Here is a 23883-nt window from a genome sequence, read left to right as displayed (position 1 = left end):
TTCAGGCAAAGGTCTTGGTGAAGGCCGCGATCGCGTCCTTGAGCGCAGCCTTCGTGGTGTCGGACAGGTCCTTCGTGTCCCGGATATCCTTCAGGATGTTCGGGTGGTTGGTCCGAAGGTCCGACAGAAGGCCCGCTTCATAGCGGGTGACGGCACTGGCCGGCACGCCGTCGAGATAGCCGTTCACCCCAGCGAAGATGGAGGCGACCTGCTCCTCGAAGGGAAGCGGGTTGTACTGCGGCTGCTTCAGCAGCTCGGTCAGGCGCTCGCCGCGGGCCAGCAGCTTCTGCGTGGAGGCGTCGAGGTCGGAACCGAACTGGGCGAAGGCGGCCATTTCCCGATACTGGGCGAGTTCCAGCTTGATGGAGCCGGCGACCTTCTTCATCGCCTTGGTCTGCGCGGCGGAGCCAACGCGGCTGACCGAGAGGCCGACGTTGATGGCCGGGCGGATGCCCTGATAGAACAGGCCGCTTTCCAAGAAGATCTGGCCGTCGGTGATGGAAATCACGTTGGTCGGGATATAGGCCGACACGTCGCCGCCCTGGGTCTCGATGATGGGCAGGGCCGTCAGCGAGCCGTTGCCGTTGGCGTCGTTCATCTTGGCGGCGCGTTCCAGAAGGCGGCTGTGCAGGTAGAACACATCGCCCGGATAGGCTTCGCGGCCCGGCGGACGGCGCAGCAGCAGCGACATCTGACGATAGGCGACGGCCTGCTTGGAAAGGTCGTCGTAGACGATGACGGCATGCATGCCATTGTCGCGGAAGAATTCCCCCATGGTGCAGCCCGTGTAGGGCGCGAGGAACTGCAGCGGGGCCGGTTCCGAGGCGGTTGCGGCGACGACGATGGAATATTCCATCGCGCCGTTTTCCTCCAGCGCGCGGACGATCTGCGCCACGGTGGAGCGCTTCTGCCCGATAGCGACATAGATGCAGTAGAGCTTCTTGCCTTCGTCGTCGCCCTTGTTGGCTTCACGCTGGTTGATGAAGGTGTCGAGCGCGACGGCCGTCTTGCCGGTCTGGCGGTCGCCGATGATCAGTTCGCGCTGGCCACGGCCGACGGGGACCAGGGCGTCAAGCGCCTTCAGGCCGGTCTGCACCGGTTCATGCACGGACTTGCGCGGGATGATACCCGGCGCCTTCACTTCGACGCGGCGGCGCTCGGCGGCTTCGATCGGACCCTTGCCGTCGATCGGGTTGCCCAGCGCGTCGACGACGCGGCCGAGCAGGCCCTTGCCGACCGGCACGTCCACGATGGTGCCGGTGCGCTTGACGGTGTCGCCTTCCTTGATGCCGGTGTCGGCGCCGAAGATCACGACGCCGACATTGTCGGCTTCCAGGTTCAGGGCCATGCCCTTGATGCCACCCGGGAACTCGACCATCTCGCCGGCCTGGACATTGTCGAGGCCATGGACGCGGGCAATGCCGTCACCGACGGAGAGGACCTGGCCGACTTCCGACACCTCGGCTTCGGTGCCGAAGCTCGAGATCTGGTCGCGGATGACGCGGGAGATTTCCGCGGCGCGGATATCCATCTCTTATTGGCCTTTCATTTGCTGACCGAGGCGCGTGAGCCGGGTCTTGATGCTGCTGTCGATCTGTTCGGAACCGATGCGGACGATGAGGCCGCCGAGGATCGAGGGATCCACGGTGACATCCACCGCGATTGCGCGGCCCGTGCGGGCCTTCAGCTTGGTTTCCAGCGCCTTCTTCTGCGGCGCCGTCAGCTTGTGGGCGGCGATTACCTGCGCCGTGGTGGACCCCTTGTGGGCGGAAAGCATGAGTTCGAACTGGCGGATCACGTCTGCCAGCACGGCAAGACGCCCATTCTGCGCTAGGACGCCCAGGAATCGGGCGGTGAGATCCGTGAGGCCGAGCGCGGGGGCAAGGGCCGCGACCGCCTTGCCGGCCTGTTCGCGGCTGATCGCCGGCGAGGTGGTGAGGGCACGCAGATCGGCCGATTCGGCCAGTGCGTCCTTCAGGGTGGCGAGATCCTTCGCGGTGGCATCCAGTGTCTTCGCCGAAGCCTTGCCGGACTGCGCGAGATCGAAGAGGGCCGCCGCATAGCGCCCTGGAAGACCGGCCGCCGCCACAGACACGCGCATGTTGTTCAGATCCACCAACAGCCTCTTGTCTTTCTGGTGCCGGAGCCTTCCCGTTGGAAACGCCCGGCGGTGATGTGCAATCGCCCACGGCAGGCCATCATGCCTTGTCGCGGGCGGGAGAAACAGTAAAGCCGGGCCGTGCGGCCCCCGAAGGCCACCCGATGCTTTCGCGCGGGCCGTAGCATGGGGTTTCGGGCTTGCCAAGCCGGGCCGGGCGCCGAGACCCTCCGCGACTTTCGCAGGAGCCATGCAGGCGGGTGTCAGCCGCGCCGGCGCTTCAGGATCAGGTAGGCGGCGCCTGTTCCCCCGTGCCTGGGATGGGCCCGGCGAACGGCCGCGATGCGCGATGACAGCCCGTCTTCCCCCAGCCAGCGCGGCAGATCGGCGCGGATCGCGCCGCGCGCCGGCTTTCCTTCCATCAGATCCGCAGGTGAGGGGGCCGGGTTGTGGCCCTTGCCGGTGATCACCAGGATCAGGCGAAGTCCCCGTCGCTCCGCGTCCGCCACTCGCTCGTATAGAAGGTGGCGCGCCTGTTCGCGGCGAAGGCCATGCAGGTCGATCACCAGATCCGGCACCACCTTGCCGGACGACAGGCGCCTGTCCCAGCTGGAATCAAGCGATTCGCTGTGCTGGCGGGCGGGGGCGGGCAGGGGAGCCGGGGCTGGCCTGGCCTTGATCGCGCCGACGCGGTGCCGATCGACTGCGATCGGCCGGGCCGGCGCGGTTGACGTCGATGGCGCATCGGCATGCCATTCGGAATCCGCATGTCCTTGGGGGTGGAGTGGTTTGACGGTGGCTGCGACCAGCGCCCACAGCGCCTGTTCGTCGGGCGCGAGCCGCCGGCTCATGGCTTGAGGCGCTGCGCTGCGCTGTTGGGCAACAGAATCCGTGCTTCCAGCGGCGCAGCCAGCGGGCCAGCCTTTCGACCGGCTTCGGCGCCGGCCCCGAAGAAGATGTCGAAACGGTTCGGGCCCCGGATCGCGCCGCCGGTATCGGAGGCGACAAGCAGGCGGTTGAAGGGCTGGCCGTCCACGATCGTTTCCATCCAGACGGGGGCGCCGAGCGGGATGGTTGCCGGATCAGCGGCGGCGTTCGCTTCGGGCAGAAGCGGCACGCCGAGCGCCCCGATGGGGCCGTCGATCGTGTCGGACAGTCTGCGGAAGAAGATGTAGCTGGGATTTTCCCGCATCAGCGCCGTCCCTTCCGCCGGGTTGGCGCGAAGCCAGGCCTTGATTTCGGCCATGCCAGGCCTGGGCAGGATGCCGCGATCCTTCAACAGCTTGCCGATGGCGACATAGGCATGGCCGTTCTGACCATCATAGCCGATCCTGAGCGTGCGGCCGTCAGGCATGGACAGCCGCCCGGAGCCCTGGATCTGCAGGAAGAAGAGGTCGACCGGGTCGGCCGCCCAGGCAAGTTCAAGCCCTCGCCCCGCGAATGTGCCCGCTTCGATGGCGGCGCGGTCCGGCGCCCGGACCACACGGGATCCCTTGACCAGGCCCCGGATGATCCCGCCGGGGATATTCCAGTCCTTCAGGTTCAGGTCGACCAGTTCGGGCGGCCGCGCGAGAACCGGGGCTGCGCCGGGCGCAGGCCCGTACAGACCGGCAATCTCCGGCTCGAAATAGCCGGTCGCCAGCCCCCGTCCGTCGTTCAGAACGACCGGAGTGAAGTGCCGTGCGAAGAAGGTGGCAGCGTCGGACTGTCGGTCTTCACAGGCCGGCTGCCAGTCCGACGGACGAGTGAGGCCGGAGCCATCCTCGCGCTTGAGCAGGCGCGGGCAGGCGCGTCGGAAGGCTTCGAGCGCCTCTGCCGTCGCGGTGAAGCCTGCGATCGGGCCGGAGGCGCGCGCGACGATGATTGCGGCCTGAGGTTCCGGCGGCGGAGAGACAGGACGGGGCGCGGGCTGACGGGCGCAGGCACCAAGCAGCGCACAGACGAGCAGGGCCGCCGCGCGCCGCGCGGGACGCCCGGATTCCGGGATCACGCCTCTTCGTCGGTGTCGACGAGAAGCCAGGCCGGATCGGACGAGGTCGTGTGGCGGCTGAACGTCCACAGGTCGTGGGTTTCGACGGACTTGCCCGGATCGCCGGCGATGACCCGGCCTTCGGCATCCCGCGTGACCGACACGATTTCCGCATCGAAGCGGACCGTCACTTCGGCCATGGCGCCGTTCATGTGCGCGCCGACGATCTGGGCGCGATCGACCTGGAGCAGCCGGTTCTCGAATCGCTCGCCAGCGGCCTTGCGGTTTTCGATGGCGGCCCGGAAGTTCGCCAGCATCTCGTCGGAGACGAGATCGGCCAGTTGATCGGCATCGCCCTTCCAGAAGGCTTCCAGCACCATTGCATAGGCGCCTTGTGCGCCGGCGAGGAAGCGTTCCGGCACGAAGTTGCGATCGGCGCGCGCGATGAGTTCGAGCCCGGGGCGGACATCTGGGTCGATGTCGGCCGGCAGATCGATGGTGATCGGCGATTCCGGTTCATTGCGCGAGCGCCCGGCCGGACGAAGGGTATCGGGGCTTGCGGGGCGATAGGGATCGGCGACGGGCTTTTCATGCCCCGTGCGGCGGCCGAGCACATGGTAGAGCCTGAGGCCGATGAAGCCTGCAAGCATCGCCAGAAAGAAGATTTCGACCCAACCGCTCTGCATGTCATGACGCCCTGATGTGCCGGCTCCTCATTTCACAGAAGGTGGCCGGCGGCAATCGCCCCAATACACCTTTGACGGCGCAAACGGGACGGATTGCATTTCGTTCTTTCGCAGAAATAGGGAAACTCGGGCGGAGTGCAAGCCTGCCGGCGGTGCGCCGGGGGCGGCTGAGGGTCGGGCCGGCGCTTGCGGCGAAAGGCCTGCGCTGCTAGCCCGCGCGGCAGATTGTCCATGGCGGGCTAATGCCTGCCCAGCCGAGAGCTCGTTCATGACCGAAATCACCCCAGAAGCCGCCGAAGCCCTTGCCAATGGCGCGGATCTTGCCCCGCAGGCCGGCATCCTCGCACAATATGTAAAGGATCTGTCGTTCGAGAACCCGAACGCGCCCGGTTCGCTGCAGATGCAGGGACAGCCGAAGATCGAGATCAACGTGAACGTGAATGCCCGGGCCGGTGGGCAGGACATGTACGAGGTGGAGCTGAAGATCGAGGCGTCCGCCCGGGCGCAGGACAGCGGGACGCTGGCCTTCCAGGTCGAGCTCCTCTACGCCGGGTTGTTCCGGCTGGTGGGTGCGCCCGAGGAAGCGCTGGAGCCGTTCCTGGTGGTGGAAGCCCCGCGCATCCTGTTCCCCTTCGCGCGTCGCGTGATTGCGGATTGCGTGCGCGACGGCGGCTTCCCGCCGCTGATGCTGGAGCCGATCGATTTCGGCGGCCTGTATCTGCGGCAGCTGGAAGCGCGGGGCGCCGGTGCGCAAACCTTCGGCCACGCCTGACCTGCAGCCGGCCTGAACTGCGCATGACGGGGGCGGCTGGCCCATGTCGCTGATCCGCGCTGCAACCACGGTTGGCGGCATGACGCTGCTTTCCCGCATTGTGGGAATGGTGCGCGAGATCCTGATGGCGCGCTATCTGGGGGCCGGCTTTGCCGCCGACGCCTTTCTTGTGGCCTTCCGCTTGCCGAACCTGTTCCGGTCGCTGTTTGCGGAAGGGGCCTTTTCGGCCGCCTTCGTTCCGCTTGTTTCCCAGAAATTGGGCCAGGACGGGAGGGACGACGGGGTTACAAGCGCCGTCCGGCTTACGGAGCAGGCGCTGGCCGTCTTGTTCCCCGTGCTGCTGGTTTTTACCATCGTGATCATGGCGGCCGCCGGCCCCGTGGTGTGGGCGATGACCGGCGGATTCGAGGATCGCAGCCCGGAGAAGCTGGCCCTGACCGTTCAGCTGACCAGGCTTGCCTTCCCCTATCTGATGCTGATCTCGCTCGCCTCGCTGCTGGGCGGGCTGCTGAATGCGCTGGGTCGCTTCTGGGTCTATGCGGCGGCCCCTGTGCTGCTGAACCTGACCTTCATCGGCGGCTTCCTGCTGTTCAGGGGTGCGACGCCCGTGGAGACAGCCACGACGCAGGCCGCCGCCATCGCGATAGCAGGGGTGCTGCAATTCCTTTGGCTTAGCTGGGATTGCTGGCGCATCGGCGTGCTGCCGCGCCTGACCTGGCCGAAGCTGACGCCGGAGGTGAAGACCCTGCTGAAGCGGATCGGCCCGGCGGCCATCGGTGCGGGGGCGACGCAGATCAACCTGCTGGTTTCCACGATGATCGCGGCGCGCAACCTTCCGCAGGGATCCGTTTCCTACCTTTACTATGCGGACCGGCTGAACCAGCTGGCGCTGGGAATGATTGGCGTGGGCATGGGGGTGGCGTTGCTGCCGACGATGGGGCGGCTGATCGGGGCGGGAAACCCCGAGGCGGCCATCCATCAGCAGAACCGCGGGCTGGAGTTCGTGCTGCTGTTCGGGCTTCCAGCCTCTGTCGCGCTGATGGTTTCGGCGGATCCGATCGTGGCCGCCCTGTTCCAGCACGGTGAATTCACCCAGGCGGACCGCATCGCCTGCGCCGCTGCACTGAGGGCCTTTTCCAGCGGGCTTGTCGCCTACATGCTGGTGAAGGTGCTGACGCCCGGCTTCCATGCGCGGGGCGATACGCGGACGCCCATGCATATCGCGCTGGCCGCGATCGCGCTGAACCTGTTCGGGAACCTCCTGCTTTCGCGCATGCTGGACCATGTGGGGATCGCGGTGGCGACTTCGATTTCGGCCTGGTTCAACGTTGTGCTGCTGGCCGGCGTACTGATCCATCGCCGCGCCTGGCATCCGGATGACGGGCTGAAGCGGGCGGCGCCGCGCATGCTGCTGGCGGCCCTGCTGATGGCAACCCTGCTTTGGGCGCTGAACGGAATTGTCCTGCCGATGGCGGAAGGAACGCTGATCAGCCGCGCACTGGGCATGTTGCTTCTGGTGGGCGCGGGCGGGCTGGTCTATGCCGGCGGCGGCCTGCTGATCGGCGCCTATGATCCGAAGCAGCTTCTGAATTCGTTTCGCAGAGGATGAACATGCTGATCGTTTCCGGCATCCAGCCGACTGGCAACCTGCACCTGGGGAATTATCTGGGCGCCATCCGCAACTGGGCGCTGATGCAGGATTCGCTGAAGCCGGGTGATCGGGCCTTCTTCTTCATCGCCGATATGCATGCGATCACGCTGAAGCAGGATCCGGCCGATCTGAGGCGTTCCACGCGGGAAATCGCGGCTGCGTTGATGGCGGCCGGGATCGATCCCGAAAAGGCGGTGCTGTTCAACCAGTCCCGCGTGATGGAGCATGCGGAGCTGGCCTGGGTGCTGGGGTGCACGGCGCGCATCGGCTGGCTGAACCGGATGACCCAGTTCAAGGAAAAATCCGGCAAGGATCGCGAGGGCGCCTCTGTCGGGCTTTATACCTATCCCGTGCTGCAGGCCGCTGACGTGCTGCTTTACAAGGCAACACATGTGCCCGTGGGCGAGGACCAGAAGCAGCATCTGGAACTGGCGCGGGACACCGCGACGAAGTTCAACAATGATTTCGGCGTCGAGCTGTTCCCTCTGCCAGAGCCGATCATGCCGCCGCAGGCGCTGCGGGTGAAATCGCTGCGCGACGGAAATGCAAAGATGTCGAAATCCGACCCCTCTGACCAGAGCCGGATCAACCTGATCGACAGCGCGGAGGAGATCCGCAACAAGGTGAAGCGGGCCAAGACCGATCCGGAACCCCTGCCGCTTGACGAGAAGGGGCTGGAAGGCCGCCCGGAAGCGCGCAATCTAGTAGAGATCTACGCGACCCTTTCGGGCAGGCTGATCCCGGATGTTCTGGCGGAATTCGGCGGGCAGGGTTTCGGCCTGTTCAAGCCTGCGCTTGGCGACCTGCTGGTGGAACAGCTGGCCCCCATGAACGCGCGTTACCGCGAACTGCTGGCAGCCCCCGCCGCAATTGACCGGGCGCTGGAAGACGGCGCGGAAGCGGCGCGGATCGTCGCACGTGAAACGATGCGCGAAGTCCGGGACGCAGTCGGCTTTCTTTGATGCTGGCCGGCCTTCGCATCGGTCATGCCCATTGCGCCACGGCGCGGACGGGCGTGACCGTGCTGGTGCCCGACTGCCCAGTGGTGATGGGCGTCGACGTGCGCGGCGGCGGACCGGGGACGCGGGAAACGGACGCGCTTGAGCCGACAACGCTGGTCGAGCGGGTGCATGGCCTGGTGCTGGCAGGCGGATCGGTGTTCGGGCTGGAGGCGGCATCCGAACTGTCGCTTCTGATGGCGAAGGACGGGATCGGTCTGCCCGTGGCGGCCGGCCTGACGGTGCCGGTGATCCCGTCTGCGATCCTGTTCGATCTGGCCAACGGCGGCGACAAGAGCTGGGCGCGCTCTGGCGGCGGAGAGGCGCCTTATCGCCGGCTTGCGCGTGAAGCCTATGCGTCCGCCGCCGATAGGGATGCGGAAGGGGCGGTGGGAGCTGCGTTCGGCGCGCGGGCCGGGAGCCGCGCGGGCGGTATCGGGATTGCGCGCGCGGCGATGGATGGCGGCGGCCAGGTGGCGGCGCTGGTGGCTGTGAACTGCTTCGGGGAAGTCGAACCCGGCGAGCCGCCGCTGGACGGCCCGGTTCCAATGCCGAAGCTTCAGGGCAGGGCCGTTTACGGAGAGGGCCACACCTGTATCGGTGCGGTCGTGACCGACCTTCCGCTGACCCGAACGGCTGCGAAACGGATGGCCATGATGGCGCACGACGGCCTTGCTCGCACGATCCGCCCCATCCATACGCCGTTCGACGGGGATGTGCTGTTCGCCATGAGCCTGTCCGATGAAGCGCCTGTCCGTGTGGAGCCGCTACGGATGGCGGAACTGGGCACACGCGCCGCTGATTGCGTGGCGCGGGCGGTGCGCCGAGCCGTGGGGCTGCCGGCATGATCTATGATGACGCAAGCTGGCATTCCGGTGGCGATTTCCCTGAGGGGTTGGACCCGGTGGCGGGCGGCACGCACATCGGCCTGTTCCTGGCATGGATGCTGCTGAACGGCCATGGCGGCGCCGCACATACGGATGGCTTGGAGGCGCTGCTTGGCCGGTCAGACACGCCGGGCGCCTGGCTTTTCCTGAACTGCGCGGGCAGGCTGACTGCGGAGTCCCTTTCGGACGAAGGCAATCGTTTCACCCGGGCCTATTATCTGTACGACGAGGATCGGCATGAGGCGGGCGAGCCATCCTATGTGCCTGACTATGCGAAGAGTTTTGCCGAAGCCGCGAATGCGTACAGCGTGGCTGACGACTGGGCGAGCTATGACCGGCTTGCCCCCCTGTTGGCGGCGCGGTTCGCGATGTGGCAGGGCAGGACCAGACTGGAAGGACAAGATCATGGCCTATGAAACGCTGCTGGTTGAACGCAAGGGTGCTGTCACGCTGGTCACGCTGAACCGGCCGCAGGCGCTGAATGCGCTGAACAGCCAGGTGCTGGCGGATCTGCTGGCGGCCTTTGCCGCGTTCGATGCGGACCGGACGCAGAACTGCGCCGTGTTGACAGGCAGCGAGAAGGCCTTCGCTGCGGGGGCGGACATCAAGGAAATGGCGCCGCAGGGCGTCGGCGACATGTTCGGCAGCAATTTCTTCGCCGGATATGATCTGTTCATCCGCACCCGCAAGCCGGTGATCGCGGCGGTTTCCGGCTATGCGCTGGGCGGCGGCTGCGAACTGGCGATGATGTGCGATTTCATCATCGCGGCTGACAGCGCGAAGTTTGGCCAGCCCGAAATCAAGCTGGGCGTCACGCCGGGCATGGGGGGATCCCAGCGGCTGACCCGCGCGGTCGGCAAGGCGAAGGCGATGGAGATGTGCCTGACGGGGCGCATGATGGATGCAGCGGAAGCCGAGGCTGCCGGTCTGGTAGCGAAGGTGGTTCCGGCTGCCGACCTGCTGGCCGAAGCGCTGAAGACAGCGGACGCCATCGCCGCCATGCCGCCACTGGCCGCGATCGCCGTGAAGGAACAGGTGAACGCCGCCTTCGAGACGACGCTTCAGCAAGGCGTGCTGTTCGAACGCCGCCTGTTCCACGGCCTGTTCGGGACCGAGGATCAGAAGGAAGGCATGGCGGCCTTCGTGGAAAAGCGGCCGGGGAAATGGGTGGGGCGGTAGGCGCGCGCATCTGCGGAAGGACGCTTTCATCCCGGGTGGCGCCGGGTCACAACGGGTTGTGCCCGCCTGGCATGGGGGCTAGGCGCCTGTTCGCAGTGTTGAGCGATGGAGGCCGGATTGACGGCATTTGAAATATCCCCCGTGCTTCTTTGCGGAGGCTCGGGAACACGGCTCTGGCCGCTCTCAAGAGCGGACATGCCCAAGCAGCTTCAGGCTCTGGCGCATGAAGAAACCATGCTTCAGGCCACGGCGCTTCGGGTCAGGGATGCAACTGCCCAGCTTCGTTTCGGACGCCCGCTGGTGGTCTCAGGCGAAGCTCATCGCTTCCTTGTGAGCGAGCAGCTGCTGCATGTGCATGTGCAGCCGGAAGCTGTGATCCTGGAACCGCAGGGGCGGAACACGGCGCCTGCCATTGCGGCGGCCGCACTCTGGCACGTGCGGCAGGGGCGGCCTGACATGCTGATGCTGGTGATGCCGTCTGATCACCTGATCGGGAACGAGGATGCCTTTCGCGACGCAATCGAACAGGCGGCACCGGAGGCCGCGGCCGGGCAACTGGTGACCTTCGGGATCAGGCCGAGCGAGCCGGCGACGGGCTATGGATATATCGAGCCTGCCAGCGGCGATGGCACTGGCGTGCTGCCGGTCCGGCGGTTCGTTGAAAAGCCGGATGCGCCGACGGCGGAGGCCTATGTGAAGGCCGGTATGCTGTGGAATGCCGGCATCTTCCTTTTGCGGGCGGATGCGCTGCTGGATGCGATCGAGCGCCACGCGCCCGAAGTTGCATCGGGCACCCGTTCCGCAATGGATGGAATGGTTCAGGACGGCCTTTTCTGGCGGCCCTGCGCAGATGCGTTCGCCACTATTCCGTCGATCAGCATTGACTATGCGGTGATGGAAAGATCCGATGCTGTCAGCGTGGTTCCCGTGGACATGGGGTGGTCGGACGTTGGATCCTGGGATGCCCTGTGGCGTGTGACGGCACCTGACTGCGACGGAAACGTGCTCCGCGGGGCGGGCGCGCTTGTGCATTGCCGCGACAGCCTAGTGCGCAACGATGGCGGCCCCTTCGTCGCGGCACTCGGGCTTGAGAACATGGTGGTGGTTGCCACGGGGGACGCTGTTCTGATCGCCCCGCGCGATCGGGCGGAGGAGATCCGCAAGGTGGTTGAACGCATCGAGGATGAAGGGCTCGAACTCACACGGACAAGCCATGAGGTCCGGCGGCCCTGGGGCAGCTATCGACGCCTTGGTCAGGGTGATGGCTGGCAGGTGAAGCGGATCGCGGTGAAGCCGGGCGCAAAGTTGAGCCTGCAGAAGCATGCGCAGCGTGCCGAAACCTGGGTTGTCGCCTCAGGAGTGGCCGATGTGCAGGTCGATGATCGGGTGCGCCAGCTATCGGCGGGCGAAAGTGTGTTCATTCCGCTGGGGGCCGTGCACCGTCTGGAAAATCCCGGGCCCGAGCCTCTGGAACTGATCGAGATCCAGCAGGGGGGGTATCTTGGCGAGGATGATATCGTCCGGCTGGCCGACCTCTACGGGCGATCGGGCATGTCGCAGGCCTGATGGGTCTGCCTGATGCCGTGCGGAAGCAACGCCGCACGGTCGATCAGGGCAATCCCGCGCCACCTGTCCGGCAGGTTCGGGCCGGTGAGGCCGAAAGGCGCTTCTAGCTCTGGTGCGTGGCTGTCCGGCTGGCGATGGCCATGTCCGATTTCACCATTTCGCTCACCAGGTCGCGCAGGGGCGTGCTGCTTTTCCACCCGAGCTCGCGTTCGGCCTTGGACGGATCGCCGAGGAGCAGATCAACCTCTGTCGGGCGGAAATAGGCCGGATCAATCGCAACCAGAATATCGCCGCTGGCGGCATCCCGGCCGACTTCCTCGACCCCTTCGCCTTCCCAGATGATCCTGCGCCCGACTTCAGCGAAGGCCAGTTCGACGAACTGGCGAACAGTCGTAGTCTCGCCGGTTGCCAGTACCCAGTCGTCGGCACGGTCGTGCTGGAGGATCCGCCACATGCCGTCCACATAGTCCCTGGCATGCCCCCAGTCGCGCTTGGCATCGAGGTTGCCGAGATACAGGCGGGTCTGTTGCCTGAGCTCGATGGCGGCAACGGCGCGCGTAATCTTGCGTGTCACGAAGGTTTCGCCGCGCAGGGGGCTTTCGTGGTTGAACAGGATGCCGTTAGCCGCGAAGATTCCATAGGCTTCGCGGTAGTTCACGCAGATCCAATATGCATAGAGCTTGGCGGCAGCATAGGGACTGCGCGGATAGAAGGGCGTAGTTTCAGATTGGGGAACAGCCTGGACCTTGCCATATAGTTCTGATGTCGAGGCCTGATAGAAGCGGGTCTTTTTCTCCAGATTCAGGATCCGGATCGCTTCCAGCAGGCGGAGGGTTCCAAGCGCATCCGCATTGGCCGTATATTCCGGAGTCTCGAAGCTGACCTGCACATGGCTCTGTGCTGCAAGGTTGTAGATCTCGTCAGGCTGCACTTCCTGAACCAGGCGGATCAGGTTGGTGGCGTCCGTCATGTCACCATGATGCAGGTGGAACCGTGTCGGGCCCTCGTGGGGGTCGCGGTACAGATGATCCACACGGGCCGTATTGAACGACGAGGCGCGCCGTTTCACGCCATGAACGACATAGCCCTTTGCCAGCAGCAATTCAGACAGATAGGCGCCGTCCTGCCCGGTAACGCCGGTGATGAGGGCTGTTTTTGTCACACGATACTCCTTGAGGATTCAGATTTGTGCGATCAGACACGACCGCCGACAGTGGCGGGTAGTTCCGCGATCGTGCGCGCAATGCCGGTCTTCAGGTCAATGCTGGCCTTCCACCCCAGTTCCGCCAGCCGGCTGCCATCCATCAGCTTGCGCGGGGTGCCATCGGGCTTGCTGGTGTCGAACACCAGGCGGCCCTTGTAGCCTGCAGCGTCAGCAATCGTACGGGCCAGCTCGGCAATGGTTACATCGGTTCCGGTGCCGACGTTGATTGGCCCTTTGCCGGAAAAGGATTTCAACAGGAAGACAAGGGCATCCGCCAGATCATCGACATGCAGGAATTCCCGGCGAGGCGTTCCGCTGCCCCATACCGTCATGGTTTCGGCATCCGCTTCGCGGGCGGCAATCGCCTTGCGGATCAGCGCGGGAATGACATGGCTGGACTCGAGGTCGTAATTGTCGCCGGGCCCGTACAGGTTGGTGGGCATCGCCGAAATGAAATCGAGGCCGTTCTGCTGCCGCAAGGCGTCACACATCATGATTCCGGCAATTTTTGCGATAGCATACCATTGATTTGTCGGCTCCAGCGGCCCTGTCAGCAGGGCTTCTTCCGGGATCGGTTGAGGGGCAAACTTGGGGTAGATGCAAGACGATCCGAGGAAAAGCAGCTTGCGGACACCAAGATCGGCCGATGCGCGGATCACGGCATTCTGGATAGCGAGATTATCGAACAGGAAATCTGCCGGATACCGATCATTGGCGAGGATGCCGCCCACCTTCGCCGCCGCCAGTACGACCACATCGGGACGATTTTTGGTGACCCAGGATTCGACCTCGGACTGGCGACGCAGATCGACTTCGGAGCGGTTGACAGTGAGGACGGATTCCACGGGTTCGGCTGCCAGCCGGCGCACAACAGCTGAACCAACCATTCCACGGTGTCCGGCAACCCATACCCGTGCGCCGGTCAGGTCGAAAATTCCTGTCTTCACCTCCGCGCGCTCCGTTGCTGGCAATGCGTCGGATCAAAGGCAACTGCGGAACGGTGGATCCGTCGTTTCGGATGAATGTCTGTCTGCATGGAAGGGTTGCCTTAGGGGGTTGGAATTCGAAAAGAAAGGCTGGTCGTGTGCATGATACCGATGCCTTTGCAGGGGTTGCCGTGAAGCACTGCGGAACGCATGGATTCTGCATCCGTGGAAAGTCGGTATATCTATTGACATCAAATAGTCACACTCATGAATTTTAGATGAAATTTGTATAATAAATAGTTCAATTATAAATAGGCGTTAATAAATTAATTTCGATTTGTAATTTTATAATGTCAAAATGATTTGTTAACCTCGAATTATATTTACTTAAATGCCATATGAGTAATCCCATGGACTGCAACGATCCCCCAAGGGCCATTATCCGCAGGATATTGCGGAACCTTGCCATATGTTCACCCGGGTTCAGAGGGGCGGAATAGCAGCCGATGCCGAAATGCCCGACGCACGCGGATAGGAAGCTCAATCGGCTGCGCCCGCAGATCGCGGCATGAAGCGCCTATGTCCCGGCCGACGAGGATCAAGGTCAAGCATCGGCGCGTTGATACCCAGATTACATATCCGGGTTGCACGGGTGGATCCTGCGGACATCATTTCCATCAGATCGAATGCCCTCCGCATAAATTGGATTGGTGCGCCGCATTGCGTGGCACTCAGGGCTCGCCAAGTGCCGCGGGCTTTGACGCGGAGAGGCGAAGGCCGACAATGTTCAGCACGAACGCGACGAGGATTACAGGCAGCATCGTGAGAGCGTTCATCGGTGAGATCAGCAACAATGTTTCGGGCAGGGTTAGGCCCTTAATCCGCTGAAGTAGAAGGATGAATGCCGTTCCCCCCGTATAGACTAGCATGTGGACGCCGATCAGCAGCGGCAGCGGCCGGTTGCGGGCGTTCATCGACAGGGCAGACGAGAGGGACATGCCGATCTTCAGGCTGAGCACCGGAGAGAGTGCTTCAATTCGGCTGAGGCCGATCAGTGCGGATGTTTCAAGTCCTCGGGCCATCAGCATTGCAAGCAGTTGGCGGCTCCAGAACTGGCGTAACCCGACCGCGAAGAGGGCCGAGGGCGGCGCGGGTATCAGCGATGGGGGAAGATGTGTCCGCGTCGCCATCAGAAGCAGCGAGGCGCAGGCCACGTTGATCAGCAGCAATAGGACATAGCTTTGCGGGCTTCCGCCGAAGAAGGCTAGCGTGACGAGAAGTGCGGCCGAATTGGCGATGCTGCGGACGAGTTCCGACCGAATAAATAGCTGAGTGCGGGATCGGAAGAGCAGCATGTGCCCCGGAAAGACGGCCGCTTCGATCAGCATCATGGCTGTGAAGATAAAACCGATGAGCGATGAATGGGTATAGAGGATAATGAACGACGCAATACCCACCGTGATGAACTGCATCAGCCTCAGATGGCCCATTCGCGCCGGATCGTAGGCGATCGCAGCCGGCAGCAGCCAGCTGTAGAGTAGCGATGCGACGGAAAAGATCGACGACACCACGATATACTCGAGCAGTTCCGGCCCGGCCGCCATCAGCAGGAAACCGGCGGCATTCAGGACGGTGATCGCGCTGTTGAGCAGGGACAGCAGCATCAGCTGCGGCCTTCCGGCGTGGCGCGCCTCATGCAGCCGTGTCGTTCTTCAACAGGGCGCCAACCATCCGGGCAAAATCCTCGCGCCGACGGACGATCATGATACCAAACGCCAGAAACAGGCCGACGAGCGATCCGGAGACAAGCGCGAGCAGAATGTTTGGCGACACCGGCCGGACGGAGGCAACCGGCGCACCGAAGGGCTCTGCCACATAGGGCAGCGAACTGCTTGTCGTCATGCGGCGCTTTTCCTCCTGAGACATAACGGTGTTCAGGTAGAGCCGGTATTCCATGGTCTGCGTTTCGGCGAGCCGGCGCGTGAGATAGTCAATGTTCGCAGTGCTGCGCGCAAGCGAAGCCTGCTTCATGCGCTGATCCGTTGCGGACCAGGCGCGGTGCAGCAGCTCCTTCCCATATTCCGGATCCTTATGGAGGATCGACACTGTTAGCACCGGCCGCTTGCGATCCGTGCTCACACTCATCCGCTTTTGAAGGAATTCCTGCATATCCTCTGCCCCAGGCGCAGAGAAAGGCTCGACATCCAGGCCGAGCACGGCGGCTGCGATACCCTTCAGGCCCTTCTTCACTGGCCGCAGAGGGCCCGCGGGTTCGCGCCAGCTGTTGCTTGTGTTGTCCCAAAGTGAAGGAAAGGCGCCTTTCAGCATCTCAGGATCGCTGGCGAGCGCTGCGGCAGTTTCCCGGCTGACCAGGGCGTCGGGCATAAGTTCGAAATTCAGGGAATCCGCGCCGCCGGGCAGGTTGACCCCGGCGAGCGAAGCAAGGCTGCCCAGACTTCCGCTCATGGATTTCAGGGCTACGCTGCTGTCCTCGGTGGGGACGAGTACCATCGTGATTGCATAGCGCCGCTCCGCGAGATTCACATATGCGATGGCCGCCCCAAGGCCCAGCAGCAGGCCCGCTACCAGCAAACCGGCGTGGGCACGAAGGATCTGGAAGAAGGATGCAGGGGGAAGAGCCGACTGGTCCGAATTCATGATCGTCCTTCAGCGCGAATTGGCAATGGGTACCGCAGGAAGCTGCCGCGTAGCAGGGCCACTACAGGGGAAGAAGCAGGTTCGCCAAGCAGCTTGCCGTCTTTGCTGCCGTGAATCCGGGTCATGTGGTTCCCACCAGGGGCTCCTGGCGCACCGTTCGACGGGGCTTCAGGCTCTGTGCGTGGAACGTCGCCACGATCAGGGTAAGCCAGAAGAAGATTGCCAGCAGCGACTGGAAATTGAACATCCAGGTTTCGAACATGGAGTGCACCCAGGCCGCGACCAGGAAGATGGGAACCCAGACCATCGCGCGAACCTTCGACAGGCGTCGGCCGGTCGAGAGAATGACGAGCGTGATGGCAAGTGTGAACAGCGCTCCAAGTGGTACGCCGAACTCCTCCATCAGCTGAAGGATCGTGTTTCCCTTTTCCTGGGGCGGGAAGATATTTGTGGCATTGTATGTGTTGTTCACGTCGGCCGCGAGGCCCCAGCCGACCCAGGGGCTGCTGGAAATCGCTTCAAAGCGCAGCGTGTAGAGAAAGAGGCGGGTCGAGAAGAGCGTAAGATCCTCGTTCTTCTGGATGAAGGTGGTGAGGAAGAGCGGAGATACCAGCACACTCAGGATAATGAGCAGGCGGATCCGTCGCGGCAGGGCCTTGGAGAAGAACGCCACAAAAGCGAGGCCGCAGATGATGGACAGGAGCGCCGCGCGCGAGGCCGTCTCATAAATCAGGAACAGTATGATGACGCCCGACAGGAACGGCACAAGCTTGGCCCGCGGGCCGGGTGCCGTCAGGAAATTCTGTGCAACGGCCGGGAACATGAGAAGGGCGAGATAGCCGCCCATCATGTTCGAATTTTCGGTGAAGCCGATGAAGTTTCCGACGTCGTCCTGGCCTGTACCGCTCAGTTGCAGAGCGAGCAGATAGAGAAGGAACGGAAAGGTCAGGACAAGCACAAATCGGCGAAGGCCGGTCAGGAAGGCTTCGGGCGAAAGTGCCGCGGAACCTGTTGCCGCAACGGCCAGCAGGGCAAGCCCGTTCAGCAGCGCAAATGTGTTGGCAGCACTGACCGAGTAGCCGACGAGAACATAGTGGACCGCGACGACAAGCAGCGGAATGAGGAACCCGAGGAGCGGTCGTTTCCAGGCAAAGGGCCTGTTGAGGATGAAGGCCACCATGCCCAGGAACAGAAAGGCCGAGGACAGCAGAGAAAGTTTGAGAATGCTGGTGTCCACAGGCGTGCGCTCAGCCTGTCGCCGCAGTCCGGAACGGAATGCGGTCCAAGGCTCAGTCCAGACCGTAGAAGCTGCGGATGGACCGGCGCGCTTGGGCAGCCAGATTGTCCAGATCCCCATGCACAAGCACCCGGTCGACCTGCTCCAGCACGCCGGCGACCGAATGTTCACGGAACAGGAAGCCCGACATGCCGTCTTCCACATACTCCAGTTGCGCACCCTTGTCGGGTACGATCACGATGTTGCCCATCATCATCGCCTCGGCAAAGGTCTGGCCAAAAGTTTCCAGCCAGAGCGCCGTGTTGGTAAGGCCGAGGAAGATGTCCTGGCCGGCGAAGATGGCAGGCGAGGAGTCGTTGAAGGTGACAGTCAGGTTCGCCGGCAGCGATTCCGGTGGATAGTCTGCGGCGAACCGGTCGGGATTGCCTGCCAGGAACAGATGAAAGCGGTGGCGGGCGCCCAGTGCCGCGAAGTGGCGCGCAATCTCGATGAACAGGCGATAGCCCTTCGCCTCGATTTGCGAGCCGACCAGAAAGAACCGGAGGCAATCCCGGTCCTTTGGGGGGATCGGCGTGGCATCGGACAGGGCGACAAGCTCCCGCCGCAGCTTCGGATAGATGATCCGGCTGGGTTCGCCAAAGCCCCATGTCTGCTCGACGAAGCGGCTGAGGTAAGTCTTCAGCACGCGAGGGGAACGCGCCATGCGGAGGCCGATTTCCCGCCAGACGGGAACCCGGAAGAAGATCTCGTTCACCATCAGTTCGGCGTCCACGCCTCGCCTGAGGCGAATTAGCGCCAGCAGCGGCGAACTGATGAGGGTGGAGGCCGTGAGGCTGTCGCCCGGCTTCAGATGCCACAGCAGCCATGCGCCCGCCTTCAGATACCAGGCCGTCAACGAGAGGAAGCGCAGCACCCGGCCGTCGTGCTTCACATAACGGAACCGCACGGTCGGCCCCGTCCAGCCCGATAGGAAGCCCTGTGTCTGGTTGGTGATCAGCGTGACCGGTTCGTCGGCAGGCATGGCGTCCAGCCGCTCGCGCAGGATAAGCGGCGAACCGCTGAGGTCGTTCAGATGTTGCAGGCAGTAACGCATCAGTCCCTCTGCCGCAGAAGGCGCGCGGGCACGCCGCCGATGACGCTGTTGTCGGGGAAGCTGCGTGTCACCACTGCACCCGCCGCGATCACGCAGCCCGAACCGATGGTCACCCCGTCCACAACCGTCACCTTCGCGCCGATCCAGCAATTGTCGCCAATCTCGATCCCCTGTTCGGTTGTGCCCTGGAGCCGGATCAAGCCTTGCCCGCCGAACCTGTGATCCTGCGCGTGAACCGAGAAATACTGGCCGATGATGCAGTCGCTGCCCAGGCGCACGAGGCTGGGGCAGGAAATGAAGCTGAACGCCCCTATGCCGACATTGTCGCCGATTTCGATCAGGCCCTTTTTCGCGGCGATATTGAAGCCATTTTCGATGATCGAGCCTTCGCCCAGGCTGAAATTGCGCCCGATTCGCATCACGCCGCCCTTCCAGGCCGTTATCCGGCAAAAGGCGGCGATCCGGGCATGGCGCCCGATGCTGGCGTGGCGCATGCCCTGGAGGCGCGCCATCCGGCCGGCGAATATCAGTCCGGGCGGGCTGAGGGAGAGCAGCAGCTTCAGATTTGCCCTGGCAAGCATCAGCGCCATGCCGAGCGCCCATGCGATGCCGCCGACGCCGTTGGCGCGAACGATTGCCAGCGCCATCTTCATCCGGCCGTCAGACATAGCTGGCCTCATGCGCTTCGCCCAGACGCTCCCATGTCAGGGTGCCGAGGTGCCTGCCAAGCGCCTCGCGGTAGCGCTGGCGGACATCCGGATCCTTCAGTGTGCGCAAGGCTGCCACCGTGTCGGCGACCGCTCTGTCCGGATCGCCCTGGCGGATGAGGAAGGCCACGTCGTCCGTCAGGGTGGAGACGAACCCGTTGATGGCGGGCGTGATCGGAATGCAGCCATTTTCCAGTCCTTCGAACAGGATGGCTGTGTTCGCTTCCGACAGCGATGTCAGCAGGATCACGTCGGCCGCCTGAAGGATCTTCATCACCTGCGGGCGTGGCAACCGTCCGTGCGCCGTCAGATTGGAGTGCAGCCTGGCGAGTTCTGCGATGTCCGGGCCGAGCGGCCCGTCTCCGATAACATCGAACCGGATGTCGGGATCGGCTGTGCGCACCACCTCGATCAGCGCGGCCACATTCTTGCGGGGCGTCAGGCTGCCTGCCCAAGCCACCCGGAGTGGCCCTTCGCGTACCTGACCCTCTGCCGGCGCGAGGACGGGCAAGGTCAGGCCCTGGTCGGATATGATGGGCCCGGTTCGACCGAAGCGGGCCTGAAAATACGCCGCATTCTCGACTGTCGCGAAGCTCAGCCTGTCGAATCCGCGCGCCGCCTTCGCAATATACCGGCTATGTCCCTGCAGACGGACCGACAGGTTCCGGAACAGCGCTTCGGCATGATAGGCGGACCATTTGTTGCGGATCATCCGCCGGTCGATGAACTGTGCGCCGCCAATCGGGCCCCAGTAGCTGTGGCAGCCGAGCTTCCAGGCAAAGCCGGGATTGCGGAAACCGATCGGCCCCAGCTGGTGCACCACATCGAACGGGGTGTGCGCATGGAGGGCCTGAGCCTCCTCGAATGCCCGCGCGTGCCAGCGCTTCAGGAGCGCCGGGAAAAAGAGCGCCCACGGCATGCGCAGCATGCGTTCCGCCATCCGCCGTTCCCCGTCGGTCGGCAAGATCCTGACCGGTGTGAAGGTCAGGGGATTGGATTTTGCATGGGCATCGAAATGATCGAAGCCGCCCATCAGCCCGTCGCTGTCGCCGAAGATTACCGTCACGTCGTGTCGGGCCGCGAAATGCTGAACAAGCTCCCAGGCTGATCGATATTCCGAGCCGAGCACGGGCGAAAGGGCGTAGGCGATAACCAGCACGCGCTTTCGGCTGGTGACGGGTTCCGCGCAGGCCTGATCAGACGCCACGGGTCGCAACGCCTTGTCCATTCAGGGCCTCCGGATGCCAGGCAGACGGGTCGAGCAGGTCCCAGTAGGAATCGGGCGGCCGGAACCAGAGCTTCGCCCCGCTGCGACGGGTCGCGATTGTGCAGGCCCAGAAACAGAAGGTTGAGTTGGACGGCATGATGGTTTGCGCCTTGCAGAGTGTGCAGAAGTCGTCGAGCGCCCCCGTGGAGGGGGCAAGCGAGAGCGCAGGGAAGTGCGCGTTCACATAGGCGGGATCGTTGGTGACGCCCATGCACGCAGCGCCGGTGGCAGAACCGAAACGATGCACCTCGGCCGCCGACAGCCGGTCTTCCTGGGCAAAATCCCCGCCCCGGATGTGCACAACGGCTGTATGCGTGGGGTGGCCGGAAAGTGGCAGCATGTTTGCCAAGGCATCGCTGACGGCCGCCACGCTTGCCGGGCTTAGGCAGCCGGCGCCTTGGAAATAGCCGATCTGAGCGGTCCGGTCGTCGGCGTCGAGCGACAGGTTGAAGCGGGCCTTTCCGCCCGGCAGCCGCGTGAGGACAAGCTCGGCCAGGATGGCAAGCCGGGCTGATGCTGACAGGTCGCGCCGCGTCATGCCCATGTCTCGGGCCAGAAGATCCATATCGGCCCAGTGCCGGTGCCGCGTCCAGCCAAGGAACCGGCCGGCAAACCAGTCGATTTCCGGCAAGGCCTCCACCGGAACGAGAATCGGATCATGGCCGGCCGCCTTGAGATCCCACGCCCGTGCGATCTGGAACAGCCGGTTCCCCACGCCGCCCATGAGGAGAACGACTTTCATGTCCACTGCTTTCCTGTCGGAGGGCAAGTCATGGAAATGGCTCGATCAATCCTGAAGCAACGTGAAATACCGTGCGCCGATGTCGTCCCAGCGATAGCGCCTGCCGGCAATCTCGGCCATTGCGGTGCCGATTTTTCCGGACAGGTCGGCATCCAGCGAAGCGACCGCTGCAGCGATGTCGCTTGCGGAGTGGAAATAGAGCGCCTGGCCCTCGGTGCTGTGCCGGTTGAAGCTGCAGCCGTGCGCCAGCACCGGGATCGCGAAGTGCATCATTTCCACCAGCGATGGGTTTGTTCCGCCTGCGGAATGGCCGTGAACATACAGGGTCGCCCGGTCGCGGATGGCTCTGAGCGCAGCCGGTTCATAGACCGGATCCATCAGCGTGATACCCGGCACTGCGGTGTAGCGGGCCTTGAGTTCGCGGCCATAGGCGCTGGCCGCCCAGTTGCCGACGAACACCAGCGGAAGGGAACCAACCGAACGCCATGCCTCCAGGATCATGTCGACGTTGTTTTCCGGCTCGATACGGCAAAGAGCGAGGGCATAGCGGTCGGGGAGACCCGCAGCGGCGGCGCTGTCGGCAGCATGTAGAAGGGCATGATCCCCGCCATAGGGAATGACAAGGCTGTCGCGCCCATAGTGATCGGCCACATAGTCTGCGATGGCCTGGTTGTCGGCGACGACGGTATGGGAAAAGCGAACCGCGAACCACTCCGACAGGCGGAGCACCCACTTTGCAAGACCCCGCCACTTGGCCCGTTGCCATTCGATGCCATCGATATTTGTGATGATCCGCGCCCGCGGCACCAGCCGCACAAGCGGCAGGATCATCGCGCCGGACACACCAAGAATCAGCAGGCGCCGGTCGCCGCGACGCACGGCATCCAGCAACGAGACGAAATCATAGAGGATGCTTTGCGGGCCGTTGGCGTCCAGCCCGATCCAGCGGAGTTCGGCGTTCCTGTGACGCGATGGCCGCAGTGTCGATCCGCGTTTCGAGCAATAGACGGCAAGATCTGAGGACGACGCATGTAATGCGTGCCAGTCGACCAGATTTTCCGCAAGAGTTTCGAACCCGCCGTAGCGCCCCGGCACGCCCACGGTTCCGATGATGGCTATGCGCGAGGGCGAATGGGGCGGAACGGTCTCAGAGTTCACCAAGCCTCTTCCGGAAGAAGTCTATCGTGGCCGACAGGCCTTCTTCGAGTTCGACTGCCGGCTCCCAGCCGAGGAGTTTCCGCGCCTTGCTGATGTCCGGTTGTCGCTGCTGCGGATCATCCTTCGGCAGATCCCTGAAGACCAGTTCCGAGTTCGATCCGGTCAGCGCGATAACCCGGGTCGCAAGTTCCTTGATGGTGAACTCGTTCGGATTGCCGATATTCACCGGGCCGGTGACATCGGCCGGGCTGTCCATCAACTTGATGAAGCCGGAAATCAGGTCGTCCACATAGCAGAATGACCGCGTCTGCTGGCCTTCACCATAGATTGTGATCGGTTCGCCCAGCAGGGCCTGGACAACGAAGTTGGAAACCACGCGCCCATCCGCATGGTGCATCCGCGGGCCGTAGGTGTTGAAGATCCGCGCCACCTTGATCTGGACGTCATGCTGTCGATGATAATCGAAGAACAGGGTTTCCGCGCAGCGCTTGCCCTCATCATAGCAAGAGCGGATGCCGATCGGGTTGACATTGCCCCAGTATTCCTCCGGCTGGGGATGGACGTGAGGGTCGCCATAGACTTCACTCGTCGACGCCTGGAAAACTTTGCATTTCAGCCGCTTGGCAAGGCCTAGGATATTGATGGCGCCATGAACGGATGTCTTGATCGTCTGAACTGGATCGTGCTGGTAATGCACGGGAGAAGCCGGGCAGGCGAGATTGTAGATCTCGTCCACTTCGACATAGAGGGGCATCGTCACATCATGGCGCATGAACTCGAAGCGGGGGTGCCCGTGCAGATGCTCGATGTTGCGCTTGGTCCCGGTGAACAGATTGTCCACACACAGGACTTCATGCCCGGCGTCGAGAAGCCGGTCCGTCAGGTGAGAACCCAGGAATCCAGCGCCACCGGTAATCAGGATGCGCTTTCGGCTGTCATACAGTCTGGCCATGGGCGGGCTCTCTAGTGGGCGCGGCAGATGCCGTCCAGACGCAAATACAGGCAGCCGATCGCTTGCACGATCCGCTGCCTGTTCGTCTGGGAGTTGTCCTCCGGGTGTCAGCCATGCGGCTGCCCGGTGCGGG

General features: G+C 63.6%; 23 protein-coding genes. 7 read left to right on the top strand and 16 right to left on the bottom strand.

Features of this window, described 5'->3' with window-relative positions; translation table 11 throughout:
- Nucleotide 1: 1 nt before the first annotated feature.
- The 5 genes from atpA to ACW9TV_RS11070 all read right to left on the bottom strand — a co-directional run bounded on the left by atpA (nt 2) and on the right by ACW9TV_RS11070 (nt 4753).
- Nucleotides 2–1531: a F0F1 ATP synthase subunit alpha gene (atpA, locus tag ACW9TV_RS11090; RefSeq protein ID WP_494303539.1), complete on the bottom strand. Its 1530-nt coding sequence runs from the start codon at nt 1529–1531 to the stop codon at nt 2–4.
- A gap of 3 nt (nt 1532–1534) precedes the next feature.
- On the bottom strand, nt 1535–2101 hold the full coding sequence (locus tag ACW9TV_RS11085; protein WP_494305083.1) for a F0F1 ATP synthase subunit delta: 567 nt from the start codon (nt 2099–2101) through the stop codon (nt 1535–1537).
- A 260-nt stretch (nt 2102–2361) separates the two neighbouring features.
- Nucleotides 2362–2949: a Smr/MutS family protein gene (locus ACW9TV_RS11080; protein ID WP_494303538.1), complete on the bottom strand. Its 588-nt coding sequence runs from the start codon at nt 2947–2949 to the stop codon at nt 2362–2364.
- Nucleotides 2946–4088, bottom strand: a complete 1143-nt coding sequence (gene mltA, locus ACW9TV_RS11075) for a murein transglycosylase A (protein WP_494303537.1) — start codon at nt 4086–4088, stop codon at nt 2946–2948. Before mltA ends, ACW9TV_RS11080 begins: the two co-directional genes overlap by 4 nt.
- Nucleotides 4085–4753, bottom strand: coding sequence for a Tim44/TimA family putative adaptor protein (locus ACW9TV_RS11070; protein ID WP_494303536.1), 669 nt, complete (start codon nt 4751–4753; stop codon nt 4085–4087). The genes mltA and ACW9TV_RS11070 overlap by 4 nt, the downstream gene beginning before the upstream one ends.
- A gap of 268 nt (nt 4754–5021) precedes the next feature.
- Here ACW9TV_RS11070 and secB point away from each other — a divergent pair, with 268 nt between their 5' ends.
- From secB to ACW9TV_RS11035, 7 genes are all read left to right on the top strand, one after another.
- Nucleotides 5022–5525, top strand: a complete 504-nt coding sequence (secB, locus tag ACW9TV_RS11065; protein ID WP_494303535.1) for a protein-export chaperone SecB — start codon at nt 5022–5024, stop codon at nt 5523–5525.
- Between the two features lie 43 nt (nt 5526–5568).
- The gene (gene murJ, locus ACW9TV_RS11060; RefSeq protein WP_494303534.1) at nt 5569–7134 is read left to right on the top strand and encodes a murein biosynthesis integral membrane protein MurJ; all 1566 of its coding nucleotides are present in this window, start codon (nt 5569–5571) and stop codon (nt 7132–7134) included.
- A 2-nt stretch (nt 7135–7136) separates the two neighbouring features.
- Nucleotides 7137–8138: a tryptophan--tRNA ligase gene (trpS, locus tag ACW9TV_RS11055; RefSeq protein WP_494303533.1), complete on the top strand. Its 1002-nt coding sequence runs from the start codon at nt 7137–7139 to the stop codon at nt 8136–8138.
- A complete protein-coding gene (locus tag ACW9TV_RS11050; RefSeq protein ID WP_494303532.1) occupies nt 8138–9022 on the top strand; it encodes a P1 family peptidase in 885 nt (294 codons plus the stop codon). Before trpS ends, ACW9TV_RS11050 begins: the two co-directional genes overlap by 1 nt.
- Complete coding sequence (locus tag ACW9TV_RS11045; RefSeq protein WP_494303531.1) at nt 9019–9477, top strand: DUF7832 domain-containing protein; 459 nt, start codon at nt 9019–9021, stop codon at nt 9475–9477. The genes ACW9TV_RS11050 and ACW9TV_RS11045 overlap by 4 nt, the downstream gene beginning before the upstream one ends.
- A complete protein-coding gene (locus ACW9TV_RS11040; RefSeq protein WP_494303530.1) occupies nt 9467–10240 on the top strand; it encodes an enoyl-CoA hydratase in 774 nt (257 codons plus the stop codon). The genes ACW9TV_RS11045 and ACW9TV_RS11040 overlap by 11 nt, the downstream gene beginning before the upstream one ends.
- A 105-nt stretch (nt 10241–10345) precedes the next feature.
- A complete protein-coding gene (locus ACW9TV_RS11035; protein WP_494303529.1) occupies nt 10346–11806 on the top strand; it encodes a mannose-1-phosphate guanylyltransferase/mannose-6-phosphate isomerase in 1461 nt (486 codons plus the stop codon).
- Nucleotides 11807–11909: 103 nt separating this feature from the next.
- Here ACW9TV_RS11035 and gmd read toward each other — a convergent pair whose 3' ends face one another.
- From gmd to ACW9TV_RS10980, 11 genes are all read right to left on the bottom strand, one after another.
- On the bottom strand, nt 11910–12968 hold the full coding sequence (gene gmd / locus ACW9TV_RS11030) for a GDP-mannose 4,6-dehydratase (protein ID WP_494303528.1): 1059 nt from the start codon (nt 12966–12968) through the stop codon (nt 11910–11912).
- 32 nt (nt 12969–13000) lie between these two features.
- Nucleotides 13001–13957 carry a GDP-L-fucose synthase family protein gene (locus tag ACW9TV_RS11025; RefSeq protein ID WP_494303527.1) on the bottom strand — a complete coding sequence of 319 codons (957 nt, stop codon included), beginning with the start codon at nt 13955–13957 and terminating at the stop codon, nt 13001–13003.
- Nucleotides 13958–14667: 710 nt separating this feature from the next.
- Nucleotides 14668–15600 carry a hypothetical protein gene (locus ACW9TV_RS11020; protein ID WP_494303526.1) on the bottom strand — a complete coding sequence of 311 codons (933 nt, stop codon included), beginning with the start codon at nt 15598–15600 and terminating at the stop codon, nt 14668–14670.
- 28 nt (nt 15601–15628) lie between these two features.
- A complete protein-coding gene (locus ACW9TV_RS11015) occupies nt 15629–16594 on the bottom strand; it encodes a YveK family protein (RefSeq protein ID WP_494303525.1) in 966 nt (321 codons plus the stop codon).
- A gap of 121 nt (nt 16595–16715) precedes the next feature.
- Nucleotides 16716–17831 carry an O-antigen ligase family protein gene (locus tag ACW9TV_RS11010; protein ID WP_494303524.1) on the bottom strand — a complete coding sequence of 372 codons (1116 nt, stop codon included), beginning with the start codon at nt 17829–17831 and terminating at the stop codon, nt 16716–16718.
- Nucleotides 17832–17883: 52 nt separating this feature from the next.
- Nucleotides 17884–18924 carry a glycosyltransferase gene (locus ACW9TV_RS11005; RefSeq protein WP_494303523.1) on the bottom strand — a complete coding sequence of 347 codons (1041 nt, stop codon included), beginning with the start codon at nt 18922–18924 and terminating at the stop codon, nt 17884–17886.
- Nucleotides 18924–19592 carry an acyltransferase gene (locus ACW9TV_RS11000; RefSeq protein ID WP_494303522.1) on the bottom strand — a complete coding sequence of 223 codons (669 nt, stop codon included), beginning with the start codon at nt 19590–19592 and terminating at the stop codon, nt 18924–18926. The genes ACW9TV_RS11005 and ACW9TV_RS11000 overlap by 1 nt, the downstream gene beginning before the upstream one ends.
- On the bottom strand, nt 19585–20838 hold the full coding sequence (locus tag ACW9TV_RS10995) for a glycosyltransferase family 4 protein (protein ID WP_494303521.1): 1254 nt from the start codon (nt 20836–20838) through the stop codon (nt 19585–19587). The genes ACW9TV_RS11000 and ACW9TV_RS10995 overlap by 8 nt, the downstream gene beginning before the upstream one ends.
- On the bottom strand, nt 20828–21640 hold the full coding sequence (locus ACW9TV_RS10990; protein WP_494303520.1) for a hypothetical protein: 813 nt from the start codon (nt 21638–21640) through the stop codon (nt 20828–20830). Before ACW9TV_RS10990 ends, ACW9TV_RS10995 begins: the two co-directional genes overlap by 11 nt.
- A 45-nt stretch (nt 21641–21685) precedes the next feature.
- Nucleotides 21686–22798 (bottom strand): DUF1972 domain-containing protein, encoded by a 1113-nt coding sequence (locus tag ACW9TV_RS10985; RefSeq protein ID WP_494303519.1) that lies wholly within the window; start codon nt 22796–22798, stop codon nt 21686–21688.
- The gene (locus tag ACW9TV_RS10980; protein WP_494303518.1) at nt 22788–23750 is read right to left on the bottom strand and encodes a UDP-glucuronic acid decarboxylase family protein; all 963 of its coding nucleotides are present in this window, start codon (nt 23748–23750) and stop codon (nt 22788–22790) included. The genes ACW9TV_RS10985 and ACW9TV_RS10980 overlap by 11 nt, the downstream gene beginning before the upstream one ends.
- Between the last annotated feature and the right edge of the window lie 133 nt (nt 23751–23883).

It is taken from the genome of Sandaracinobacter sp. T42 (assembly GCF_059115405.1).
The sequence above is the reverse complement of the archived record's forward strand: the minus strand, read 5'-3'. Positions and strand labels throughout refer to the sequence as shown.